This is a genomic window from Enterobacter sp. BNK-16 (assembly GCF_048684955.1).
Classification (GTDB): Bacteria; Pseudomonadota; Gammaproteobacteria; order Enterobacterales; family Enterobacteriaceae; genus Enterobacter; species Enterobacter bugandensis.
In genome coordinates this window covers 1,091,675-1,112,057 of sequence record NZ_JBLQTQ010000001.1, presented here as the reverse complement: position 1 = coordinate 1,112,057, position 20,383 = coordinate 1,091,675, and the positions used below count along the sequence as shown (strand labels likewise).

General features: G+C 53.8%; 19 protein-coding genes. 1 reads left to right on the top strand and 18 read right to left on the bottom strand.

Translation table 11 applies throughout. The features are described 5' to 3' along the window. Window positions 1-46 precede the first annotated feature (46 nt). The 16 genes from ACMGGH_RS05330 to asnC form a co-directional block, all read right to left on the bottom strand. The gene (locus ACMGGH_RS05330; RefSeq protein ID WP_080329739.1) at window positions 47-628 is read right to left on the bottom strand and encodes a chaperone-usher fimbrial major subunit; all 582 of its coding nucleotides are present in this window, start codon (window positions 626-628) and stop codon (window positions 47-49) included. Between the two features lie 442 nt (window positions 629-1,070). Continuing rightward, window positions 1,071-2,900 (bottom strand): glutamine--fructose-6-phosphate transaminase (isomerizing), encoded by a 1,830-nt coding sequence (glmS, locus tag ACMGGH_RS05325; RefSeq protein WP_047366743.1) that lies wholly within the window; start codon window positions 2,898-2,900, stop codon window positions 1,071-1,073. Window positions 2,901-3,123: 223 nt separating this feature from the next. Further along, entirely contained in the window at window positions 3,124-4,494 is a 1,371-nt protein-coding gene (gene glmU, locus ACMGGH_RS05320; protein ID WP_048957694.1) for a bifunctional UDP-N-acetylglucosamine diphosphorylase/glucosamine-1-phosphate N-acetyltransferase GlmU, read from the bottom strand. A gap of 138 nt (window positions 4,495-4,632) precedes the next feature. Beyond that, window positions 4,633-5,052, bottom strand: a complete 420-nt coding sequence (locus ACMGGH_RS05315; RefSeq protein WP_006177560.1) for a F0F1 ATP synthase subunit epsilon — start codon at window positions 5,050-5,052, stop codon at window positions 4,633-4,635. Between the two features lie 20 nt (window positions 5,053-5,072). Then, on the bottom strand, window positions 5,073-6,455 hold the full coding sequence (gene atpD / locus ACMGGH_RS05310; protein ID WP_003862362.1) for a F0F1 ATP synthase subunit beta: 1,383 nt from the start codon (window positions 6,453-6,455) through the stop codon (window positions 5,073-5,075). Window positions 6,456-6,486: 31 nt separating this feature from the next. Then, window positions 6,487-7,350 (bottom strand): F0F1 ATP synthase subunit gamma, encoded by an 864-nt coding sequence (gene atpG, locus ACMGGH_RS05305; protein ID WP_048957693.1) that lies wholly within the window; start codon window positions 7,348-7,350, stop codon window positions 6,487-6,489. Window positions 7,351-7,401: 51 nt separating this feature from the next. After that, a complete protein-coding gene (gene atpA / locus ACMGGH_RS05300) occupies window positions 7,402-8,943 on the bottom strand; it encodes a F0F1 ATP synthase subunit alpha (protein ID WP_003862367.1) in 1,542 nt (513 codons plus the stop codon). A gap of 12 nt (window positions 8,944-8,955) precedes the next feature. Further along, window positions 8,956-9,489: a F0F1 ATP synthase subunit delta gene (gene atpH, locus ACMGGH_RS05295; protein ID WP_003862369.1), complete on the bottom strand. Its 534-nt coding sequence runs from the start codon at window positions 9,487-9,489 to the stop codon at window positions 8,956-8,958. A gap of 14 nt (window positions 9,490-9,503) precedes the next feature. Further along, on the bottom strand, window positions 9,504-9,974 hold the full coding sequence (gene atpF / locus ACMGGH_RS05290; protein ID WP_003862370.1) for a F0F1 ATP synthase subunit B: 471 nt from the start codon (window positions 9,972-9,974) through the stop codon (window positions 9,504-9,506). Window positions 9,975-10,022: 48 nt separating this feature from the next. Beyond that, window positions 10,023-10,262 (bottom strand): F0F1 ATP synthase subunit C, encoded by a 240-nt coding sequence (gene atpE / locus ACMGGH_RS05285; RefSeq protein WP_000429386.1) that lies wholly within the window; start codon window positions 10,260-10,262, stop codon window positions 10,023-10,025. A 49-nt stretch (window positions 10,263-10,311) separates the two neighbouring features. Then, window positions 10,312-11,127: a F0F1 ATP synthase subunit A gene (gene atpB / locus ACMGGH_RS05280; protein ID WP_028014916.1), complete on the bottom strand. Its 816-nt coding sequence runs from the start codon at window positions 11,125-11,127 to the stop codon at window positions 10,312-10,314. Between the two features lie 8 nt (window positions 11,128-11,135). Further along, window positions 11,136-11,516: a F0F1 ATP synthase subunit I gene (gene atpI, locus ACMGGH_RS05275; RefSeq protein ID WP_008500194.1), complete on the bottom strand. Its 381-nt coding sequence runs from the start codon at window positions 11,514-11,516 to the stop codon at window positions 11,136-11,138. Window positions 11,517-12,132: 616 nt separating this feature from the next. After that, window positions 12,133-12,756, bottom strand: coding sequence for a 16S rRNA (guanine(527)-N(7))-methyltransferase RsmG (rsmG, locus tag ACMGGH_RS05270; protein ID WP_049001577.1), 624 nt, complete (start codon window positions 12,754-12,756; stop codon window positions 12,133-12,135). A 107-nt stretch (window positions 12,757-12,863) separates the two neighbouring features. Then, window positions 12,864-14,753 (bottom strand): tRNA uridine-5-carboxymethylaminomethyl(34) synthesis enzyme MnmG, encoded by a 1,890-nt coding sequence (gene mnmG / locus ACMGGH_RS05265; protein ID WP_049001580.1) that lies wholly within the window; start codon window positions 14,751-14,753, stop codon window positions 12,864-12,866. Between the two features lie 374 nt (window positions 14,754-15,127). Continuing rightward, window positions 15,128-15,577 (bottom strand): FMN-binding protein MioC, encoded by a 450-nt coding sequence (gene mioC / locus ACMGGH_RS05260; protein ID WP_041911749.1) that lies wholly within the window; start codon window positions 15,575-15,577, stop codon window positions 15,128-15,130. Between the two features lie 90 nt (window positions 15,578-15,667). Further along, window positions 15,668-16,126, bottom strand: coding sequence for a transcriptional regulator AsnC (gene asnC, locus ACMGGH_RS05255; protein WP_008500198.1), 459 nt, complete (start codon window positions 16,124-16,126; stop codon window positions 15,668-15,670). 151 nt (window positions 16,127-16,277) lie between these two features. Between asnC and asnA the strand changes: the two genes are divergently transcribed. Continuing rightward, entirely contained in the window at window positions 16,278-17,270 is a 993-nt protein-coding gene (gene asnA, locus ACMGGH_RS05250) for an aspartate--ammonia ligase (protein WP_047366745.1), read from the top strand. Here asnA and viaA read toward each other — a convergent pair whose 3' ends face one another. Further along, window positions 17,271-18,722 (bottom strand): ATPase RavA stimulator ViaA, encoded by a 1,452-nt coding sequence (gene viaA, locus ACMGGH_RS05245; RefSeq protein WP_028014911.1) that lies wholly within the window; start codon window positions 18,720-18,722, stop codon window positions 17,271-17,273. Next, on the bottom strand, window positions 18,716-20,212 hold the full coding sequence (gene ravA / locus ACMGGH_RS05240) for an ATPase RavA (RefSeq protein ID WP_045631286.1): 1,497 nt from the start codon (window positions 20,210-20,212) through the stop codon (window positions 18,716-18,718). The genes viaA and ravA overlap by 7 nt, the downstream gene beginning before the upstream one ends. Between the last annotated feature and the right edge of the window lie 171 nt (window positions 20,213-20,383).

Sequence of the window (20,383 nt, the reverse complement as noted above, 5' to 3'; positions counted from 1 at the left end):
GGAGCCTGCAAAAGGATAAAACAGGCTCCTGGCGAACAGCTGAAGATTATTTCAGGTATTCAATGGTGAACTGGGAATCCGCGTTCGCTGTACCCGGCGTAACCGTAGCCAGCGTCTGCACAAACTTCGCTTTAAAGCCCATGTCCGCTTTGCCGTCGGTGATAGCAACATAATTTGAATTGTTATACAGCGGGATCGCCGTATCATCGTTCAGGTTGAAGAGCTTGATTGCAACGCCGGTAGCCGTAACGGCTTCACCTTCGCCGGTGTAAATACCGTCAGTACCCGCTTCACCGTTAACAGGCGTGCCAATAGACAAATACCCTTTGCCGATCGTGTCTTTATCTTCTGTTCCGTCAAAACGAACCGCCGCCTGAGTATAGGTTGCAGGGCATTTCTCCAGTTTAATATGGAAATCTTTTACTGACGCCGTTGAGTCAATGCCGGAGAACGTCGTTTTGGCAACGCGGCCGATATTCACCGTCTGATCGGCGGTATCAGGCGTCACTTCACATGTTGAATCAATAACCTCTCCGCGGAAATGAACCGTACCATCCGCAGCAAATGATTGTCCTGCCATTAACGCCGATGCGAGTGCAATCGCCACCGTAATTCCATTATTTTTCATGATAACTCCATTAATTAAATCAATATTGCGTTTATCATAAAGACAACGCCATCCCAAATGCGATGAAATAATATTCTTCGGGAAGAATGATCTTCAAGGGGGGACTTTAAATTAATGGAATAATGACGAACCATAGCTGGAATAATAATAGAGAAAAACAAATATAATATTATTTTTGCTTTATCATTAAAATTCCTTTTCAGTATACACATAAAAAGGACATATATTTTATAAACAAACCATTTTTAGGATTCCGTTAATAAAAGCTGATCGTTTAGTGATCAAAATAGAAAATACTAATGCCTGGAAGCAATCTCGTTCATTATTCACACAATAAAGTAACGAAATGCGTCAGAATAAGATGATTGATAGCAAAGAGAAAGCTGATGAGAAAAAAGTAAGGAAAAATGGCTACACGTCGTGTAGCCATTAACAGAAGGGATTATTCTACGGTGACCGATTTCGCCAGGTTACGCGGCTGGTCAACGTCGGTGCCTTTGATCAGCGCCACGTGGTAAGCCAGCAGCTGCAGCGGAACGGTGTAGAAGATCGGTGCAATCACCTCTTCCACATGCGGCATCTCGATGATGTGCATGTTGTCGCTGCTGGCGAAACCGGCATCTTTATCAGCGAAGACGTACAGCACGCCGCCGCGGGCGCGCACCTCTTCGATGTTGGATTTCAGTTTTTCCAGCAGTTCGTTGTTCGGTGCGACAACAATGACCGGCATATCCGCGTCAATCAGCGCCAGCGGGCCATGCTTGAGCTCGCCTGCCGCGTAGGCTTCCGCGTGGATGTAGGAGATCTCTTTCAGCTTCAGTGCGCCTTCCAGCGCAATAGGGTACTGATCGCCACGACCCAGGAACAGGGCGTGATGTTTGTCAGAGAAATCTTCCGCCAGCGCTTCAATGCGTTTGTCCTGAGACAGCATCTGCTCAATACGGCTCGGCAGCGCCTGGAGACCGTGAACGATGTCGTGCTCAACGGAAGCATCTTCGCCTTTCAGACGCGCCAGCTTCGCCACCAGCATCAGCAGAACGGTCAACTGAGTGGTAAACGCTTTGGTGGAAGCCACGCCGATTTCGGTACCCGCTTTGGTCATCAGCGCCAGATCGGACTCACGCACCAGGGATGAGCCCGGGACGTTACAGATGGCCAGCGAGCCCAGATAACCCAATTCCTTAGACAGACGCAGCGCTGCCAGCGTATCCGCCGTTTCGCCGGACTGGGAAAGGGTGATCATCAGGCTGTTACGACGCACCGCAGACTTGCGATAGCGGAACTCAGACGCGATTTCCACGTCGCATGGCACGCCCGCCAGGGATTCAAACCAGTAGCGAGAGACCATACCGGAGTTATATGAGGTACCGCAGGCTACGATCTGAATATGTTCAACCTTGCCGAGCAGTTCGTTGGCGTTTGCCCCCAGCTCGCTCAGATCCACCTCGCCGTGGCTGATGCGCCCGGTCAGAGTGTTTTTGATAGCGTTCGGCTGCTCGTAGATCTCTTTCTGCATGTAGTGACGGTAAGCGCCTTTGTCGCCCGCGTCGTATTGCAGGTTAGATTCGATCTCCTGACGCTTCACCTGCTCGCCTTTGGTGTCGAAGACGGTCACGCTGCGGCGCGTCACTTCCGCGATATCGCCCTCTTCCAGGAAGATAAAGCGACGGGTGACCGGCAGGAGCGCCAGCTGATCGGAGGCGATAAAGTTTTCACCCATGCCCAGACCGATAACCATCGGGCTACCGGAACGCGCGGCCAGCAGGGTAGATGGATCGCGGGAGTCCATGATCACCGTACCATACGCACCGCGCAGCTGAGGGATAGCGCGCAGCACCGCATCACGCAGCGTACCGCCCTTTGCCAGCTCCCAGTGCACCAGGTGAGCAATCACTTCGGTGTCGGTTTCAGAGACGAAGGTATAGCCGCGCGCTTTCAGTTCTTCGCGCAGCGGTTCGTGGTTTTCGATAATGCCGTTATGCACCACCACGATGTGTTCAGACACATGCGGGTGCGCGTTACCTTCAGACGGTTCGCCGTGCGTCGCCCAGCGGGTGTGCGCAATACCGGTACCCCCGTGCAGCGGGTGTTCTTCCGCGGCCTGGGCCAGCATCTGCACTTTACCGAGACGACGCAGACGGGTCATATGCCCTTCTGCATCCACGACAGCCAGACCGGCAGAGTCGTAACCACGGTATTCCAGACGACGTAAACCTTCGAGAAGGATTTCAGCAATATCACGCTGCGCAACTGCGCCAACAATTCCACACATATTTTAGATTCCGAATTTAGGCATTATGCCTGCGTTGTCGCTGACCTGTATTTACCCTTTCCGGGCGCCCCGAGCCTTGTAGAGAGTGGGGTTATTTTTATGGGTACTGCTTGTGGGGGGAGATATATATTTATCTCCTCTCCCGGGTTTGCCTGATGACGGCTACGCCTTATCAGGCCTACTCAATCGTAGGCGGGTAAGCGTAGCGCCACCCGCCTTGTTGTTACTTTTTCTTCACCGGGCGTTTCCAGCCCTGCTTGTGTACCTGCGGCACGCGGCTTAACACCAGCTCGTTATCCGCTACGTCGCGCGTGACGGTCGTGCCGGCGGCAATGGTCACGCCGTTACCCACGGTAACCGGTGCCACCAGCTGCGTGTCCGAGCCCACGAACACGTCATTGCCGATGATGGTTTTAAACTTATTGGCGCCGTCATAGTTACAGGTAATGGTTCCTGCACCGATATTCACGTTGTCGCCAATCTCCGCATCGCCCAGATAGGTTAAATGACCCGCTTTGGAGCCTTTACCCAGACGCGCTTTTTTCATTTCCACGAAGTTACCCACGTGCGCGCCTTCCAGCAGCTCAGCGCCCGGGCGCAGACGCGCAAACGGGCCGATGGTACACGCTGCTTCAAGATGAGCATCTTCCACCACGCTGTACGGGCTGATTTCGCAGTCGTCGCCGATAACGCTGTTTTTAATCACGCAGCCGGCGCCAATTTTGACGCGGTTGCCCAGCGTGACGTTGCCTTCAAGAATAACGTTAGTATCGATCTCAACGTCGCGCCCGTGAGACACGGTGCCGCGCAAATCGAAACGCGCCGGATCGCGCAGCATCACGCCCGCGAGCAGCAGTTTTTCGGCCTGCTCGGACTGATAAATACGCTCAAGACGGGAAAGCTGCAGGCGGTTATTCACTCCGTCCGTTTCGCTGATGCGCGCCGGATGAACGGCGGCGATCTCACGCCCTTCGTGATATGCCATCGCAATGATGTCGGTGATGTAGTACTCACCTTGCGCGTTATTGTTGTCGAGCTGAGAGAGCCAGCGCTTCATGTCCGCACCATTGGCAATCAGGATGCCGGTGTTGATCTCCTGAATCTTGCGCTGTTCATCACTGGCATCTTTATGTTCAACGATACCCGTTACGTTGCCGTTTTCACGCGTGATACGGCCATAGCCCGTTGGATCGTCCAGCACAACGGTCAATAAACCGATGCCGCCCTGCGGCTTGGCTGCACGCAGGCGAGTCAGCGTTTCAACGGAGATCAGCGGAACGTCGCCGTAGAGCATCAGAATATCTTCGTCATCGGCAAAGAACGGCGCAGCCTGTTGCATCGCATGACCGGTACCCAGCTGTTCAGCCTGAAGCACCCAGTTGAGCGCATCATCGCTCAACGTCTTCTTAAGCAGATCGCCGCCGTGGCCGTAGACCAGGTGAACCTGACGGGCACCCAGTTCATTCGCTGCATCAATGACATGCTGCACCATTGGCTTTCCTGCCAGCGTGTGGAGCACTTTAGGCAGATCGGAATACATGCGGGTACCTTTGCCAGCGGCAAGGATCACCACGCTCATCGCACTGTTTGACATACGCATCCTGACGGTAGTTTGAGTGAGAAGTAAAAACGTTTGATGCCTAAAATTCTACATCTTTTTCATCATGAATTAAGGATCAAAAAAAAAGCCAGTCTGGTATCCAGACTGGCTTTTGTGCTTTTCAAGCCGGTGTTACATCGCTTTTTTGGTCAACTCGATAACGCGCAGTTTCGCGATCGCTTTGGCCAGCTCCGCAGACGCCTGAGCGTAATCCACGTCACCATGAGAGCTGCTAATGTGCTCTTCAGCCTTACGCTTCGACTCCAGGGCTCGCGCTTCGTCGAGATCCTGGCCACGAATAGCGGTATCGGCCAGAACGGTCACACTGCCAGGCTGCACTTCAAGAATGCCGCCGGACAGATAGATAAACTCTTCGTGACCGAACTGTTTAACGATGCGGATCATACCAGGCTTAATGGCGGTGAGCAGCGGTGCGTGACCCGGGAAAATACCCAGTTCACCTTCACTGCCCGTTACCTGGATTTTCTCGACCAGACCAGAGAACATTTGTTGCTCTGCGCTGACGACGTCCAGGTGGTAAGTCATTGCCATATCACCCTCCGATTAAGGCGTTAAAGTTTTTTGGCTTTTTCCACGGCTTCTTCGATGGAACCAACCATGTAGAACGCCTGCTCTGGCAGGTGATCGTATTCGCCTTCCATGATGCCTTTAAAGCCACGGATGGTGTCTTTCAGGGAAACGTATTTACCCGGAGAACCGGTGAATACTTCCGCAACGAAGAACGGCTGGGACAGGAAGCGCTGGATCTTACGCGCACGTGCTACCACCAGTTTGTCTTCTTCAGACAGTTCATCCATACCCAGGATGGCGATGATGTCTTTCAGTTCCTGGTAACGCTGCAGCAGGGACTGTACGCCACGCGCGGTGTCGTAGTGTTCCTGACCAACAACCAGTGGATCCAGCTGACGGCTGGTGGAGTCCAGCGGGTCAACGGCCGGGTAGATACCCAGAGACGCGATCTGACGGCTCAGTACCACGGTTGCGTCTAAGTGCGCAAAGGTGGTTGCTGGAGATGGGTCAGTCAAGTCATCCGCAGGTACGTATACCGCCTGAACGGAGGTGATAGAACCGGTTTTGGTAGAGGTGATACGTTCCTGAAGAACACCCATCTCTTCCGCAAGCGTAGGCTGATAACCTACCGCTGAAGGCATACGACCCAGCAGTGCAGATACTTCGGTACCGGCCAGGGTGTAACGATAGATGTTATCAACGAACAGCAGAACGTCACGGCCTTCGTCACGGAATTTCTCAGCCATCGTCAGACCAGTCAGCGCAACGCGCAGACGGTTTCCTGGTGGCTCGTTCATCTGGCCGTAAACCAGGGATACTTTGTCCAGAACGTTGGAGTCGGTCATTTCGTGGTAGAAGTCGTTACCCTCACGAGTACGTTCACCTACGCCCGCAAACACGGAGTAACCGGAGTGCTCGATCGCGATGTTACGGATCAGCTCCATCATGTTTACGGTTTTACCTACACCCGCACCACCGAACAGACCAACTTTACCGCCCTTCGCAAACGGACACATCAGGTCGATAACTTTGATGCCGGTTTCCAGCAGTTCCTGAGAGCTGGACAGCTCTTCGTAGGAAGGTGCCGCGCGGTGGATAGCCCAACGCTCTTCTTCGCCGATGTCGCCTTTCATGTCGATTGGCTGACCCAATACGTTCATGATACGACCCAGCGTTGCTTTACCTACCGGGACTTCGATCGGGTGCTCAAGGTCTTTAACTTCCAGACCACGACGCAGACCGTCGGAAGAACCCATGGCGATGGTACGCACGATACCGCCGCCGAGCTGCTGCTGAACTTCCAGCACCAGGCTCTCGTTACCATTCTGTACCTCAAGCGCGTCGTACACGCGTGGTACGGCGTCCTGAGGGAACTCGACGTCCACCACGGCGCCGATTACCTGGACAATCTTTCCAGTAGCCATCTTGAATCCTCTACGTAATTCGTAAACCTGGTTAAACCGCGGCGGCCCCCGAGACGATCTCGGTGAGTTCCTGAGTAATGCTGGCCTGACGAGCTTTGTTGTAAACCAACTGCAGCTCTTTAATCAGGCTGCCGCCATTATCGGTCGCGGCTTTCATCGCCACCATTCGTGCGGCCTGCTCGCTGGCCAGGTTTTCTACAACGCCCTGATAAACCTGAGATTCAACGTAACGACGCAGCAGGGTATCCAGCAGCGGTTTCGGATCGGGTTCATACAGGTAATCCCAGGCTTTCTGCTTCAGCTCGTCATCTTCTGATGCCGGTAACGGCAGCATCTGAGTGAGCGTTGGAACCTGAGACATGGTGTTAATGAATTTGTTGCTGACAACGTACAGTCTGTCCAGACGGCCTTCATCGTAGGCCTGCAACATCACTTTAACCGGGCCGATCAGTTCGGACAGGGACGGGTTATCACCCATACCGGTCACCTGAGCGACAATGTTGCCACCAACGGAGTTAAAGAAAGAGACGCCTTTAGAGCCAATCAGTGCCAGATCGCACTGAACGCCTTTATCAGACCAGCCTTTCATATCCGCCAGCAGTTTTTTGAACAGGTTAATGTTCAAGCCGCCACACAGACCACGGTCAGTCGACACCACCAGGTAGCCCACGCGCTTAACGTCGCGTTCTTCCAGGTAAGGGTGCTTATATTCCAGATTACCGTTTGCAAGGTGACCAATCACTTTGCGCATGGTATCTGCATAAGGACGGCTGGCCGCCATGCGATCCTGCGATTTACGCATTTTGGAAGCGGCGACCATCTCCATCGCTTTAGTGATCTTTTGCGTGTTCTGGACGCTTGCGATCTTACTACGTATCTCTTTTGCGCCGGCCATGAGCTTCTCCTCAATGCCAGACGGCTTGCCCTGAGACAAGCCGCCGGACGATTACCAGGATTGGGTTGCTTTGAAGGAATCGAGGATAGCTTTCAGCTTGCCTTCGATTTCGTCGTTATAGCCACCGGTCTGGTTGATCTCTTGCATCAGCGGAGCGTGATCACGGTCGACGTAAGCCAGCAGAGCGGCTTCAAAGCTACCGATTTTCGCCAGTTCCACATCTTCGAGGTAACCGCGTTCAGCCGCGAACAGCACCAGGCCCTGCTGAGCAACAGACATTGGAGCGTACTGTTTCTGCTTCAGCAGCTCGGTCACTTTCTGACCGTGGCTCAGCTGTTTACGGGTTGCTTCGTCCAGATCGGATGCGAACTGAGAGAACGCAGCCAGTTCACGATACTGTGCCAGCGCGGTACGGATACCACCGGACAGTTTCTTGATGATCTTGGTCTGAGCAGCACCACCCACACGGGATACGGAGATACCCGGGTTAACCGCCGGACGAATACCGGAGTTAAACAGGTTGGTTTCCAGGAAGATCTGACCATCGGTAATGGAGATTACGTTGGTCGGAACAAACGCAGAAACGTCACCCGCCTGGGTTTCAATGATCGGCAGCGCGGTCAGAGAACCTGTTTTGCCCTTCACTTCACCTTTGGTGAAGTTCTCGACGTATTCCGCGTTAACGCGGGAAGCACGCTCCAGCAGACGAGAGTGGAGGTAGAATACGTCGCCCGGGAATGCTTCACGTCCTGGTGGACGACGGAGCAGCAGGGAAACCTGACGATAAGCAACAGCCTGTTTAGACAGGTCATCGTATACGATCAGCGCATCTTCACCGCGGTCACGGAAGTATTCGCCCATTGCGCAACCGGCGTATGGCGCCAGGTATTGCAGTGCAGCAGATTCAGACGCGGTTGCTACCACAACGATGGTGTTAGACAGTGCGCCGTGCTCTTCCAGTTTACGAACCACGTTAGAAATGGTGGACGCTTTCTGGCCGATAGCCACATACACACATTTGATGCCGGAGTCACGCTGGTTGATGATGGCGTCGATTGCCATCGCGGTTTTACCGGTCTGACGGTCACCGATGATCAGTTCACGCTGACCACGACCGATTGGGATCATGGCGTCAACGGACTTATAACCAGTCTGCACTGGCTGATCAACGGACTGACGGTCGATAACGCCTGGTGCGATAACTTCGATTGGGGAGAAGCCATCGTGCTCAACCGGACCTTTACCGTCGATTGGCGCACCCAGGGTGTTAACAACGCGACCCAGCAGGCCACGGCCAACCGGCACTTCCAGAATACGGCCAGTACACTTAACCTTCATGCCTTCGGCGAGGTCAGCGTATGGACCCATCACAACTGCACCTACGGAGTCGCGCTCCAGGTTCAGTGCGATAGCGTAACGGTTACCCGGCAGGGAAATCATCTCACCCTGCATACAATCGGCCAGGCCGTGGATGCGGATAACACCGTCACTTACAGAAACAATAGTACCTTCGTTGTGAGCTTCACTCACAACATTGAACTGAGCAATGCGCTGCTTGATCAGTTCGCTGATTTCGGTGGAATTCAGTTGCATGCTCCAGTCCCCTTAAGACTGCAAGACGTCTGCAAGGCGCTCAAGACGGCCGCGTACGCTGCCATCAATGACCATATCACCCGAGCGGATGATTACGCCTGCCATTACAGACTTATCGATTTTGCAATTCAGCTTAACTTTGCGTGACAGACGTTTTTCCATCGCGGCGGTGATTTTCGCAAGCTGTTCGTCACTCAGTTCAGTCGCGGAAGTCACTTCGACTTCTGCAGTTGCTTCACTAAGGGCACGTAAGTGCTCAAACTGCTCGAGAACATCCGGGAGCACACGGAGACGACCATTTTCTGCCATGACCTTAATCAGGTTCTGGCCGTTGGCATCCAGTTGCTCTCCGCACACGGCGATAAACGACGCGGCGAGGGTTTCAGGCGCTAACGCACCGGAAAGCAACTCGGCCATTTGTTCGTTTTTCGTCACCTCAGCGGCAAACGCCAGCATATTCTGCCAGCGATCGACATTTTGGTGTTCGACAGCAAAGTCAAAAGCTGCTTTGGCGTAGGGGCGAGCTACCGTAACAAATTCAGACATCAGCCCCTCCCTCCTTACAGTTCAGCGACAAGTTTGTCCACGATGTCGCTGTTAGCAGCTTCATCCACGGAACGTTCGATGATCTTCTCGGCGCCAGCAACAGCCAGAATCGCAACCTGCTTACGCAGTTCTTCACGAGCACGTTTACGCTCAGCTTCAATTTCAGCCTGAGCTTGTGTCACGATCTTAGTACGTTCCTGTTCTGCTTCAGCTTTGGCTTCGTCCAGGATCTGAGAACGGCGCTTGTTAGCCTGTTCAATGATTACCTGAGCTTCAGCTTTCGCTTTTTTCAGCTGGTCTGTCGCGTTGGCCTGTGCAAGGTCCAAATCTTTCTTAGCGCGTTCTGCGGAAGCCAGACCGTCAGCAATTTCTTTCTGACGTTTTTCGATGGCAGCCATTAAAGGCGGCCATACATACTTCATGCAGAACCAGACAAAGAGAATAAACGCGATGGCCTGGCCGAGGATTGTTGCGTTCATGTTCACAGCACAATACCTCTTAAATTTCTGTGGCTTGGGGTTTTAAAACAACTACTACGCGACAGCAAACATCACGTACAGACCCAGACCTACAGCGATCATTGGGATAGCATCCACCAGACCCATAACGATAAAGAACTGAGTACGCAGCAGAGGAATCAGATCAGGTTGACGCGCTGCGCCTTCCAGGAATTTACCTCCGAGGATGCCGATACCGATCGCAGCACCGATAGCCGCCAGACCCATCATCACAGCGGCAGCCATGTACAGCAGATCCATATTCAGGTTTTCCATGACAGTCTCCAGTTTGTTTCAATTAAAACGTAGTAGTGTTGGTAAAAAATCAGTGCTCTTCAGACGCCATCGACAGATAGACGATCGTCAGAACCATGAAGATAAAGGCTTGCAGCGTAATGATCAGGATGTGGAAAATGGCCCATGGCACATTCAGAACCCACTGTGACCACCACGGCAGAAGACCCGCGATCAGAATGAAAATCAGCTCACCCGCATACATGTTGCCGAACAGTCGCAGACCCAGTGAAACAGGTTTGGACAGCAGGCTAACGCCTTCCAGGATCAGGTTGACCGGAATAAACGCCCAGTGGTTGAACGGCTGCAAGGTAAGCTCTTTCACAAAGCCGCTTACGCCTTTCATTTTGATGCTGTAGAAAAGAATCAGGATAAACACGCCCAGCGCCATCGACAGGGTGATGTTCACGTCCGCAGACGGTACAACACGCAGCGCAGGCAGGCCGAAGATGTGCTCGCCGATGAACGGCAGCAGGTCAATTGGCAGCAGGTCCATCAGGTTCATCAGGAAGACCCAAACGAACACGGTCAGGGCCAGCGGAGCAATCAGCTTGCTCTTACCATGGTACATGTCTTTCACGCTGCCATGGACGAAGCCGATGATCATCTCAACGAACGTCTGGAATTTCCCTGGAACACCGCTGGTCGCTTTTTTAGCAACGCTGCGGAACATGGCCAGGAACAGAAGACCCAAAACCACCGAGAAGAACATGGAGTCGATGTTGATCGTCCAGAAGGTGGCCGGGGGGTTATGTGGATCCACCAGCGAGAATGTACGCAGGTCCAGCTGAAGGTTATTCAGATGGTGACCTATGTAATCCTGCGGCGTCATATTTTCTGAAGCCATGATGCCTTTTACCCTTTGTTATTGATTACAGCTGGAGCCAGAACTTGTACCACCAGCACCAAAACCCACGTTGCTATCAGCGGCATGAATACCACTTTCAAAACCGCCAGCGCCATCACCAGTAGAGCAAAGGTCAGCAACACCTTACACACTTCGCCGAGGGCGAAGGACCAGGCCACGCGGCCTTTGGCGGGTGTATGCGCCTGATGACGCCAGGCAAAAATCATAAACAACACGTTTGGCAGCACGACCGCCAAACCCCCGCACACGGCGGAGATGCCCCAGAAGGGGTCTTTGAGGCTAAACAGCAGTCCACTTGCTATCACAGCCAGAAACTGAATGAACAGAAGCTTACGAGCAACGTTTCTACTCAAGAGCGACACAGACATCACGTTTTTACTCCTGCTCCCTTCGAGGTATGCCGCGTGTCGTATAAAACGTCCTTTAAGGCTCAGAGTCAAGCATCAAAAAGCGGACAAATTATACGGTGCGTACCCGTGATTTCAAACATTAAGTAGCGAAAAGGTGAATAAATGTTTAAATATTTTTCCCCAGCGCTATTTTTTAACTTTCGTAGAAAGCACCGACCTTCGAGCAAAACTGCAAACAGCGCGAAAACGTTGACTACAAAGCGTGCACGAGATCACAAAACACACATTTGCGATAAGGTTGTATTTATCAAAGCCGTAAATCGCCCAGGATTATCTTTCTGAAATTAAACACAAAATATCGCAACTATTTTCAAAACAGCCCCGTACACAATAAAAACCTTTTATTGACATTCTTAATAAATAATTAACATTGCGTTCTGGTTACAGCCTTCCACTTTTAGCAGGCTGATATTTTCATAGTTGACTATCTTCGCGATGAATAATCGACTTAAGGTTAACCGCAAGAAAATCCCTGGTAAAAAAGCGGTTAAACGCTCTCTGGTTAATCCCGGTTAGTTGTGCTGTTTTTTAACATACTCAGAACAGCACAAATTCCACATTTTTTATTATTTTTTTAAAAATTGTTTGGCTTAATTATCACCAGATGACGTTCACCGTCGAGCTGCGGAACGTTTAATTTCTCGATGGTTTCAACGCTAAAACCGTCCGGAAGCTGTTCAATTTCATCACCGGGCAGCTGTCCTTTCAGCGCATAAAAACGGCCATCTTCTGCCGGCAGATGCTTACACCAGCTCACCATATCATTGAGCGAAGCAAACGCACGGCTGATAACGCCGTCAAACGGCGGCTCTGCCGGAAACTCCTCTACCCTGCTCTGTACGGGCGTGATGTTATCGAGCTTCAGTTCATGCTGAACCTGGCGTAAAAAGCGCACGCGCTTGCCCAGGCTGTCCAGCAGCGTGAAATGGCTCTCGGGTCGGACAATCGACAGCGGAACGCCCGGCAAACCCGGCCCCGTCCCCACGTCGATAAAACGTTCACCTTTCAGGTACGGCGCCACCACGATACTATCGAGAATATGGCGAACCAGCATCTCGTTGGGATCGCGCACAGACGTCAGGTTGTACGCTTTATTCCATTTGTTCAGCATATCGACATACGCCACCAGCTGGTTTTTCTGGTGATCGGTGAGCGAAATACCTGCCTGATCCAGCAGACGAGAGAGTTTGTTGAGCACGGTGAATACCTGTTGAGAGTTTTTTTGCCCGGCGGCGCTGCCGCTTACCGGGCCTACGAATAAGTAGGGCGGGCCAGCGAAGCGCCACCCGCCAAAAGCAATGTCAATTACGCGCTACGGCGCAGCATGCCCTGCTTTTTCAGCCACACCAGCAGGATCGAAATCGCCGCCGGCGTAACGCCCGAGATACGGGAGGCCTGGCCAATCGATACCGGTTTGTGATCGTTCAGCTTAGCGATCACTTCGTTGGAAAGGCCCGTCACCTGACGGTAGTCCAGCATTTCCGGCAGCAGCGTGTTTTCGTTGCGCTGCTGTTTTTCGATCTCATCCTGCTGACGCGCGATGTAGCCTTCGTACTTCACCTGAATTTCGACCTGCTCGGCAGCTTCAACGTCTTCAAGGCCCGGTGCGAACGCGGTCAGTTTGACCAGATTCTCGTAGGTGACTTCAGGACGACGCAGCAGATCTTCGCCGCTGGCTTCACGCGATAGCGGCGCTGTTAAGTGAGCGTTCACTTCGGCAGCGGTTTCCGCCTGTGGGTTTACCCACGTGGTTTTCAGGCGCTGACGTTCCTGTTCAATACGTTCCAGCTTCTCGTTGAAGCGCGCCCAGCGTTCGTCATCCACCAGACCCAGCTCGCGGCCTATCTCGGTTAGACGCAGGTCGGCGTTGTCCTCGCGCAGCATCAGACGATATTCCGCGCGAGAGGTAAACATACGGTACGGTTCTTTGGTGCCCAGCGTGCAGAGATCGTCGACCAAAACGCCCAGATAGGCCTGAGAACGCGACGGCGCCCAGCCCTCTTTCTCGGCAGAGAAGCGGGCAGCGTTCAGACCGGCAAGCAACCCCTGCGCTGCGGCTTCTTCGTAGCCGGTGGTGCCGTTGATCTGCCCCGCGAAAAACAGACCGTGGATGAATTTGCTCTCCAGCGTCGGCTTCAGGTCACGCGGGTCGAAGAAATCGTACTCAATAGCGTAGCCAGGGCGAACGATTTTCGCATTCTCCATCCCCTGCATTGAGCGAACAATTTGCATCTGCACGTCGAAGGGCAGGCTGGTGGAGATGCCGTTCGGGTAAATTTCGTTCGAGGTCAGCCCTTCCGGCTCCAGGAAGATCTGATGCTGGTTACGATCGGCAAAGCGCATCACTTTGTCTTCGATCGACGGGCAATAACGTGGGCCGATCCCTTCGATCACGCCAGCGTACATTGGGCTGCGATCGAGGTTATTGCGGATCACGTCATGGGTTTTTTCGTTGGTATGCGTGATGTAGCACGGTACCTGCTGCGGGTGTTGCGCCGCGTTGCCCATGAACGAGAAGACCGGCATCGGGTTATCGCCGTGCTGTTGGGCCAGTACGCTGAAATCAATGGTGCGCGCATCGATACGCGGCGGCGTGCCGGTTTTCAGACGGCTGACGCGCAGCGGCAGTTCACGCAGACGACGAGACAGCGGAATGGACGGCGGATCGCCAGCACGGCCACCGCTGTAGTTGTCCAGACCAATATGGATTTTGCCGTCCAGGAATGTCCCGACCGTCAGCACCACGGCTTTGGCGCGGAACTTGAGGCCCATCTGGGTCACGGCGCCCACGACGCGATCGTTCTCAACGATAAGATCTTCTACCGCCTGCTGGAAGATCATCAGGTTCGGCTGGTTCTCCAGCGCGGTGCGCACGGCCTGGCGGTAAAGCACGCGGTCTGCCTGCGCACGAGTGGCGCGAACAGCAGGGCCTTTACTCGCGTTTAGTATCCTAAACTGAATGCCCGCATGATCGATCGCTTTCGCCATCAGGCCGCCAAGTGCATCCACTTCTTTTACCAGGTGTCCTTTCCCAATGCCGCCAATCGCCGGATTACAGGACATTTGTCCCAGCGTGTCGATATTGTGTGTCAAAAGCAGGGTCTGCTGACCCATTCGCGCTGCGGCCATTGCGGCCTCAGTGCCTGCATGACCCCCGCCAATGATGATGACGTCAAAAGGATCCTGATAAAACATGGTGGTCTGCCTCGCGTAAAGCGGTATGAAAATGGATTGAAGCCCGGGCCGTGGATTCTACTCAACTTTAGTCTTTCGAGAAAGCATTGGGATCCTGGGCTATTAAAAAGAAGATCTTTTTATTTAGAGATCTGTTCTATTGTGATCTCTTATTAGGATCGCGGACACGTGTGGATAAGTCCGATCCTGCAAATAAGATCATGCAGTTAGGAAGGATCGTTTGCTGTGAATGATCGGTGATCCAGGACCGTATAAGCTGGGATCAGATCGCGACTTTATGCACAGGCCAAAAACGACGCTAGGGTTGTTCTTTGGATAACTACGGGTTAATACGAGCTTTTAACCAGAGTTATCCACATCTGTTCGCGCGATCTTTAATCGTTTTTGAGTAAATTTTTCCATTCCGCGAGCCAGATCTCGGCTGGATCTTCCGGAATGTCATGATCGAGGATGTTGATCTTGAGCGTTTCACCCAGCTGTTTTGCTCCGCAAGCGGTAACAGCGGCTTCGACCTTCTCTATTGCCCCGCAAAAGGTGTCATATTCACGACTGCCGATCCCCACTGCGCCAAAACGGACGTTTGACAGGTCGGGCTGCTGTTCCAGCAGTTCGTCATATAAAGGTTGCAGGTTATCCGGCAGATCGCCCGCGCCGTGCGTGGAGGTGATCAGCAGCCAGACCCCGTCAGCCGGGAGATCTTCAAGCAGCGGCCCGTGCAGCGTTTGTGTAGAAAAGCCTGCATCTTCCAGCTTTTCAGCCAGATGTTCCGCTACGTATTCCGCACCGCCAAGAGTGCTGCCGCTGATAAGGGTAATGTCCGCCATTGATCGCTCGCTCAGATAAAGAGGGGATCATTGTACGCTGTGAACGAGCTGGGATCTACCTGTGGAAAATGTGGGAATGAATTTGCCCGATCACGGGCGGATGGTACGCATGATCGGGTTTTGCAGGGAGATCAGTGTCTCGGTGGACTGAATTTCATCGATTGTTTGGATCTTGTTGATAAGTACCTGCTGGAGGGCATCGATGGAGCGGCACATCACCTTAATAAAGATGCTGTAGTGCCCGGTGGTGTAGTACGCCTCGGTGACTTCATCGAGCGCGTTCAGCTTTGCCAGCGCGGAGGGGTAATCTTTTGCGCTTTTAAGAATAATGCCGATGAAGCAGCAGACGTCGTAACCCAGCTGCTTCGGGCTGACGTCGATGCGCGCACCGGTAATGATCCCTGCCTGCTTCATCTTCTCTACGCGAACGTGAATGGTTCCCGGGCTGACGCCAAACTGTTTCGCCAGTTCGGCGTAGGCTGTACGGGCATTGGCCATTAAGGCCTCAAGGATGCCGCGGTCCAGATTGTCGATCTGATAATTTTCCATAGCTTTTTCTTATGAAGATTAATGAATACGTCTATTCTAGCGTCTTATTTTAACGAATCAAAAGTGAAGGTGGCTTTTTGTTGATGGGTTATTGAATTAAGTGTCGGTTCTGTTGCTTAATCATTATCAACAGGACGCAGGAGTATAAATAATGAAAACCGCTTACATCGCAAAACAACGCCAGATCAGTTTCGTAAAATCCCATTTTTCCCGCCAGCTGGAAGAGAAGCTTGGTCTTATTGAAGTTCAGGCGCCGATTCTGAGCCGCGTGGGTGACGGGACGCAGGATAACCTGTCTGGTTGCGAAAAAGCGGTACAGGTAAAAGTGAAAACACTGCCAGACGCCCAGTTCGAAGTGGTGCATTCCCTGGCGAAGTGGAAGCGTCAAACCCTGGGACAACACGACTTCAGCGCGGGCGAAGGGCTCTACACGCACATGAAAGCCCTTCGCCCCGATGAAGACCGCCTCTCCCCGATTCACTCTGTCTACGTTGACCAGTGGGACTGGGAGCGCGTAATGGGTGACGGCGAGCGTCATGTCGGCACGCTGAAATCCACCGTTGAGGCGATCTACGCGGGGATCAAAGCGACCGAAGCGGCCGTGAGCAAAGAGTTTGGTCTGGTACCGTTCCTGCCGGATACGATCCACTTTGTCCACAGCCAGGAACTGCTGAGCCGCTTCCCGGATCTGGATGCCAAAGGCCGCGAGCGGGCGATCGCCAAAGAGCTGGGCGCGGTATTTCTGATTGGCATCGGCGGCAAACTGTCTGATGGCAAACGTCACGACGTGCGTGCGCCGGATTATGATGACTGGAGCACCGCGGGCGAAAGCGAATATGCCGGTCTGAACGGCGATATTCTGGTCTGGAACCCGGTTCTGGAAGATGCGTTTGAGCTCTCTTCGATGGGGATCCGCGTGGATGCAGAGGCGCTGAAGCGCCAGCTGGCGGTGACCGGTGATGAAGATCGCCTTCAATTAGAGTGGCATCAGGCGCTGTTGCGCGGTGAAATGCCGCAGACCATCGGCGGCGGTATCGGGCAGTCCCGTCTGACCATGCTGCTGCTGCAACTGTCTCATATTGGTCAGGTGCAGTGTGGGGTCTGGCCGCAGCAGGTACGTGAAAGCGTCGATTCTCTTCTTTAATTAACGCCGCCAGCGTCTGAGCAGGCGGCTACGCAACCCGGTATCAAAGCGCCAGATATGATCGAAGATGCGCATGATGCCGGGTTTTCCATGTGCGGACATCGCCACGGCATGAAAACGGTGCTGGTGCACGCGTTGCAGCTCCTTCACTTTATTTACCACATCTTCCGGCAGCCGCTGGGCAATGAAATCGGAAATCACCACCGCGTCAGCGTCGTACCAGTCGCCGCCCTGCATCCGTTCTACAATGCTGCGAAAACAGCTGGCCAGATCGGTGCCGCCGCGAAAACGCTGGCTTAAAAAGCGGATGGCCTGCTCAATGCCCTGCTGGTTCGTCAGCTCGTAACCCACGACTTCACTGGAGAAGAGCATGATAAAGCAGCGACGGCGGTCAGCGAGCGCCACGCGCATCAGCGCCAGACAGAACGCCTTCGCACACTGCTCGTTAAAGCCGCCCATTGAGCCGGACGTATCCACGCAGACAATAAACGGCCCGCGCGGCTGCTCATCAAAGTCCTGATGCACGACCGGGCGCTGGCTGAGCTTCTCTCGCCAGGCTTCGCCGTGCAGCCGATAGGTGAGAAGCTGTTTTTCCACCAGCCGACGGTAAAACTCATACTCCAGTTCGGTCATCCCCAGCGTGCTTAGCTCGGTCGGCAGCAGGCGCAGGATGTCATCGCTTTGCTGGAGTCCGTCGACCTGCTCCGGCACGGTAGCCGGTTCGCGTACAAGGGTGCGGAAGGTTTCCATCGGGGCATCCTTCTTTGGGACCGATTTGGCCTCTCGCGAGCGGCCGAGCTGTTCCGCGAGCTTCATCAACTCCGGCTGCTGGGTAAGAAAGTCGCCGTACTTCACGATCAGCTGATAATCCCCGCGCCGCAGCTGCCCGGCGCTCATATCCCAAAGGCGACCAGCGGCGTTTTCATTTTCTACCAGCACCTCTTCGAGCTGGCCACTCAGCGTCATGCGTTCCTGGACTTCGCTGAGCAGCTGTTCCCGCTCTTCATCCAGAAGCTGTTGGTTCAGCGTGGTAGCCTGGACGACCAGGCTCAGGCGCCAGCGCTGTAAAAAGAGCGTGTGCAGCGCCGGGGTAAAGGTGACGTTTTCTGTGACCAGCGTTCTGGCCTGGCTGGCAAACGGAGAGTGGACTTTATCGAGCAGGGTAAGGGTTTGCGGGATCTGGACGATAAACTGTGGCGTCGATAGCCGCTGACACTGCTGATAGGCCGCGACTTCCTCCGTCAGTTCGGGCGGGACTTCTGTCTCCTTAAACCGCTGCCGCAGATTGTCGCGCCAGCGCGGGAGATCGTCCGTCATCGCTTTTTTGAGTTTCGGGAATTTTTCAAAGAAGGCCGCCAGCTGCGGCGATGCCAGAAGGGTAATCACCACCTCCTCGATCAACCCTTCCTCGCTGACGGCCAGCATCATATTGAGCGTGTCCAGCGTTAGCATTGACGCGCCTGTTTGATCTGCGCGCTGACGTCCTGCAGGCTGGCTTCAATGCGACCTAGCCAATCGCTATGAATAAAGAGGCATTTTTGCTGCTCGCTGAAGCGGGTGTGCTGCTGATGCCATTCGGTATCCAGCGCTTCCAGCTGCTGTTTAATCTCTTCCGGCACGCTGTCCGAGGCGGTGCCGGGAAGCGCAAGACGCGATCCCTGAAGGCTCACGTCGCGGATCACCAGGTGCTGACTGCTGTCCACTTCCATATTCAGCGGCTGCGCGAAACCGATGCCGTTGAGCTTTCCGCGGATCTCCCCGCCCTTATCCAGCCACTGCGCCAGCGGCTCGCGTTCAATCGTAATGTGCACCACCTGCATATCATGCAGCTTGAGGGGCTGCTGGAGCAGCAGTGTCAGCGTCGTGCCGGTCAGATCGGCGGGTAGCTCGTAATGCGGTTTGCGGGCGAACATGCCGCCCAGTCGGTTCACTTTTAGCGCGGTTTTATCGCTTTGCTGCTGCTGGAGCTGAATGCGCCGTTGGGCAATCGCCCCCAGCTGGTTAAGCATCGCCTGCTGCCCCCAGGCGTGCCCGGTCATCAAAACGTCCAGCTGCTGCTGCATCAGGTTCATGCCTTCTGCGTCGTGCCAGAGGCAGTCTTTTAGCAGGATCAGATCGATAGGGGCGACCGCGTCGCGACCGCTGAACAACGCGCTGGCCTGGAGCAGACGGATCGCTTTTTTCCAGCGACGATCCGAGACGTACGGGGCGGAAGGCAGGGAATCAAGCTGCTGGCGCAGCATGAAGATCAGTTCAAAGACGGCGTCGGGCAGCTTAATTTTACCGATCTCGTCCTGCCACTGATGGTACTCCTCGTCCGTCACCTGCAGTGAAGGTGCCACCGGGTTTTCGTTTTCGTCCTGCTGGCTCACCAGCATTGAACGGAAGTTTGATTTATCCTGGACTTTATCCAGCCACAGGCGGATCAGCATGCGGTCATACAGCGCTTCCAGGCTGCTGTCGGCTTCGGGCAGTTCGTTTGACGCGGCCACCAGCAGGCGCATGGGGATCTTCTCTTCGCTCGCGCCGTTGCGGAAGCGGCGTTCGTTGATTGCCGTCAGCAGGGTATTCAGAATGGCCGGGCCGGCTTTCCAGATCTCATCAAGAAAGACGATTTCCGCTTCCGGGAGATAGCCCGCCGTCAGACGCTCATAGCGCCCTTCATCTTTCAGCGCCTGAATAGAAAGCGGGCCGAAAACTTCTTCTGGCGTGGAGAAGCGCGTCATCAAATATTCAAATGCGCGAGCGTTCTGGAAAGCGAACTTTAGGCGGCGTGCAATCAAACTTTTGGCAATGCCCGGCGGTCCCAGCAGAAATACGCTTTCACCGCTCAATGCCGCCAGCAGGCAAAGGCGAATGGCGTGGCTACGCTCGTAAAGGCCTTTCTCCAGCGCGCTGCTGAGGCGGGAAATTCTTTCTGCTAATAAATGTGAGTGAGCCATAATAGTTTTGCATCCTTTCGCCGTTGTGGCGGCCAATTGAAGCGAGTATAGACGTTTCAGTCAGGGCTGGTAATAGGCTGAAGTGCGGCGCAATTTTCTTTGCGCTACATTAATGCGGTTGCATTTAGGGGTACGATTTTGCAATGAATCGTGCATACTGTGCGCTTTTTG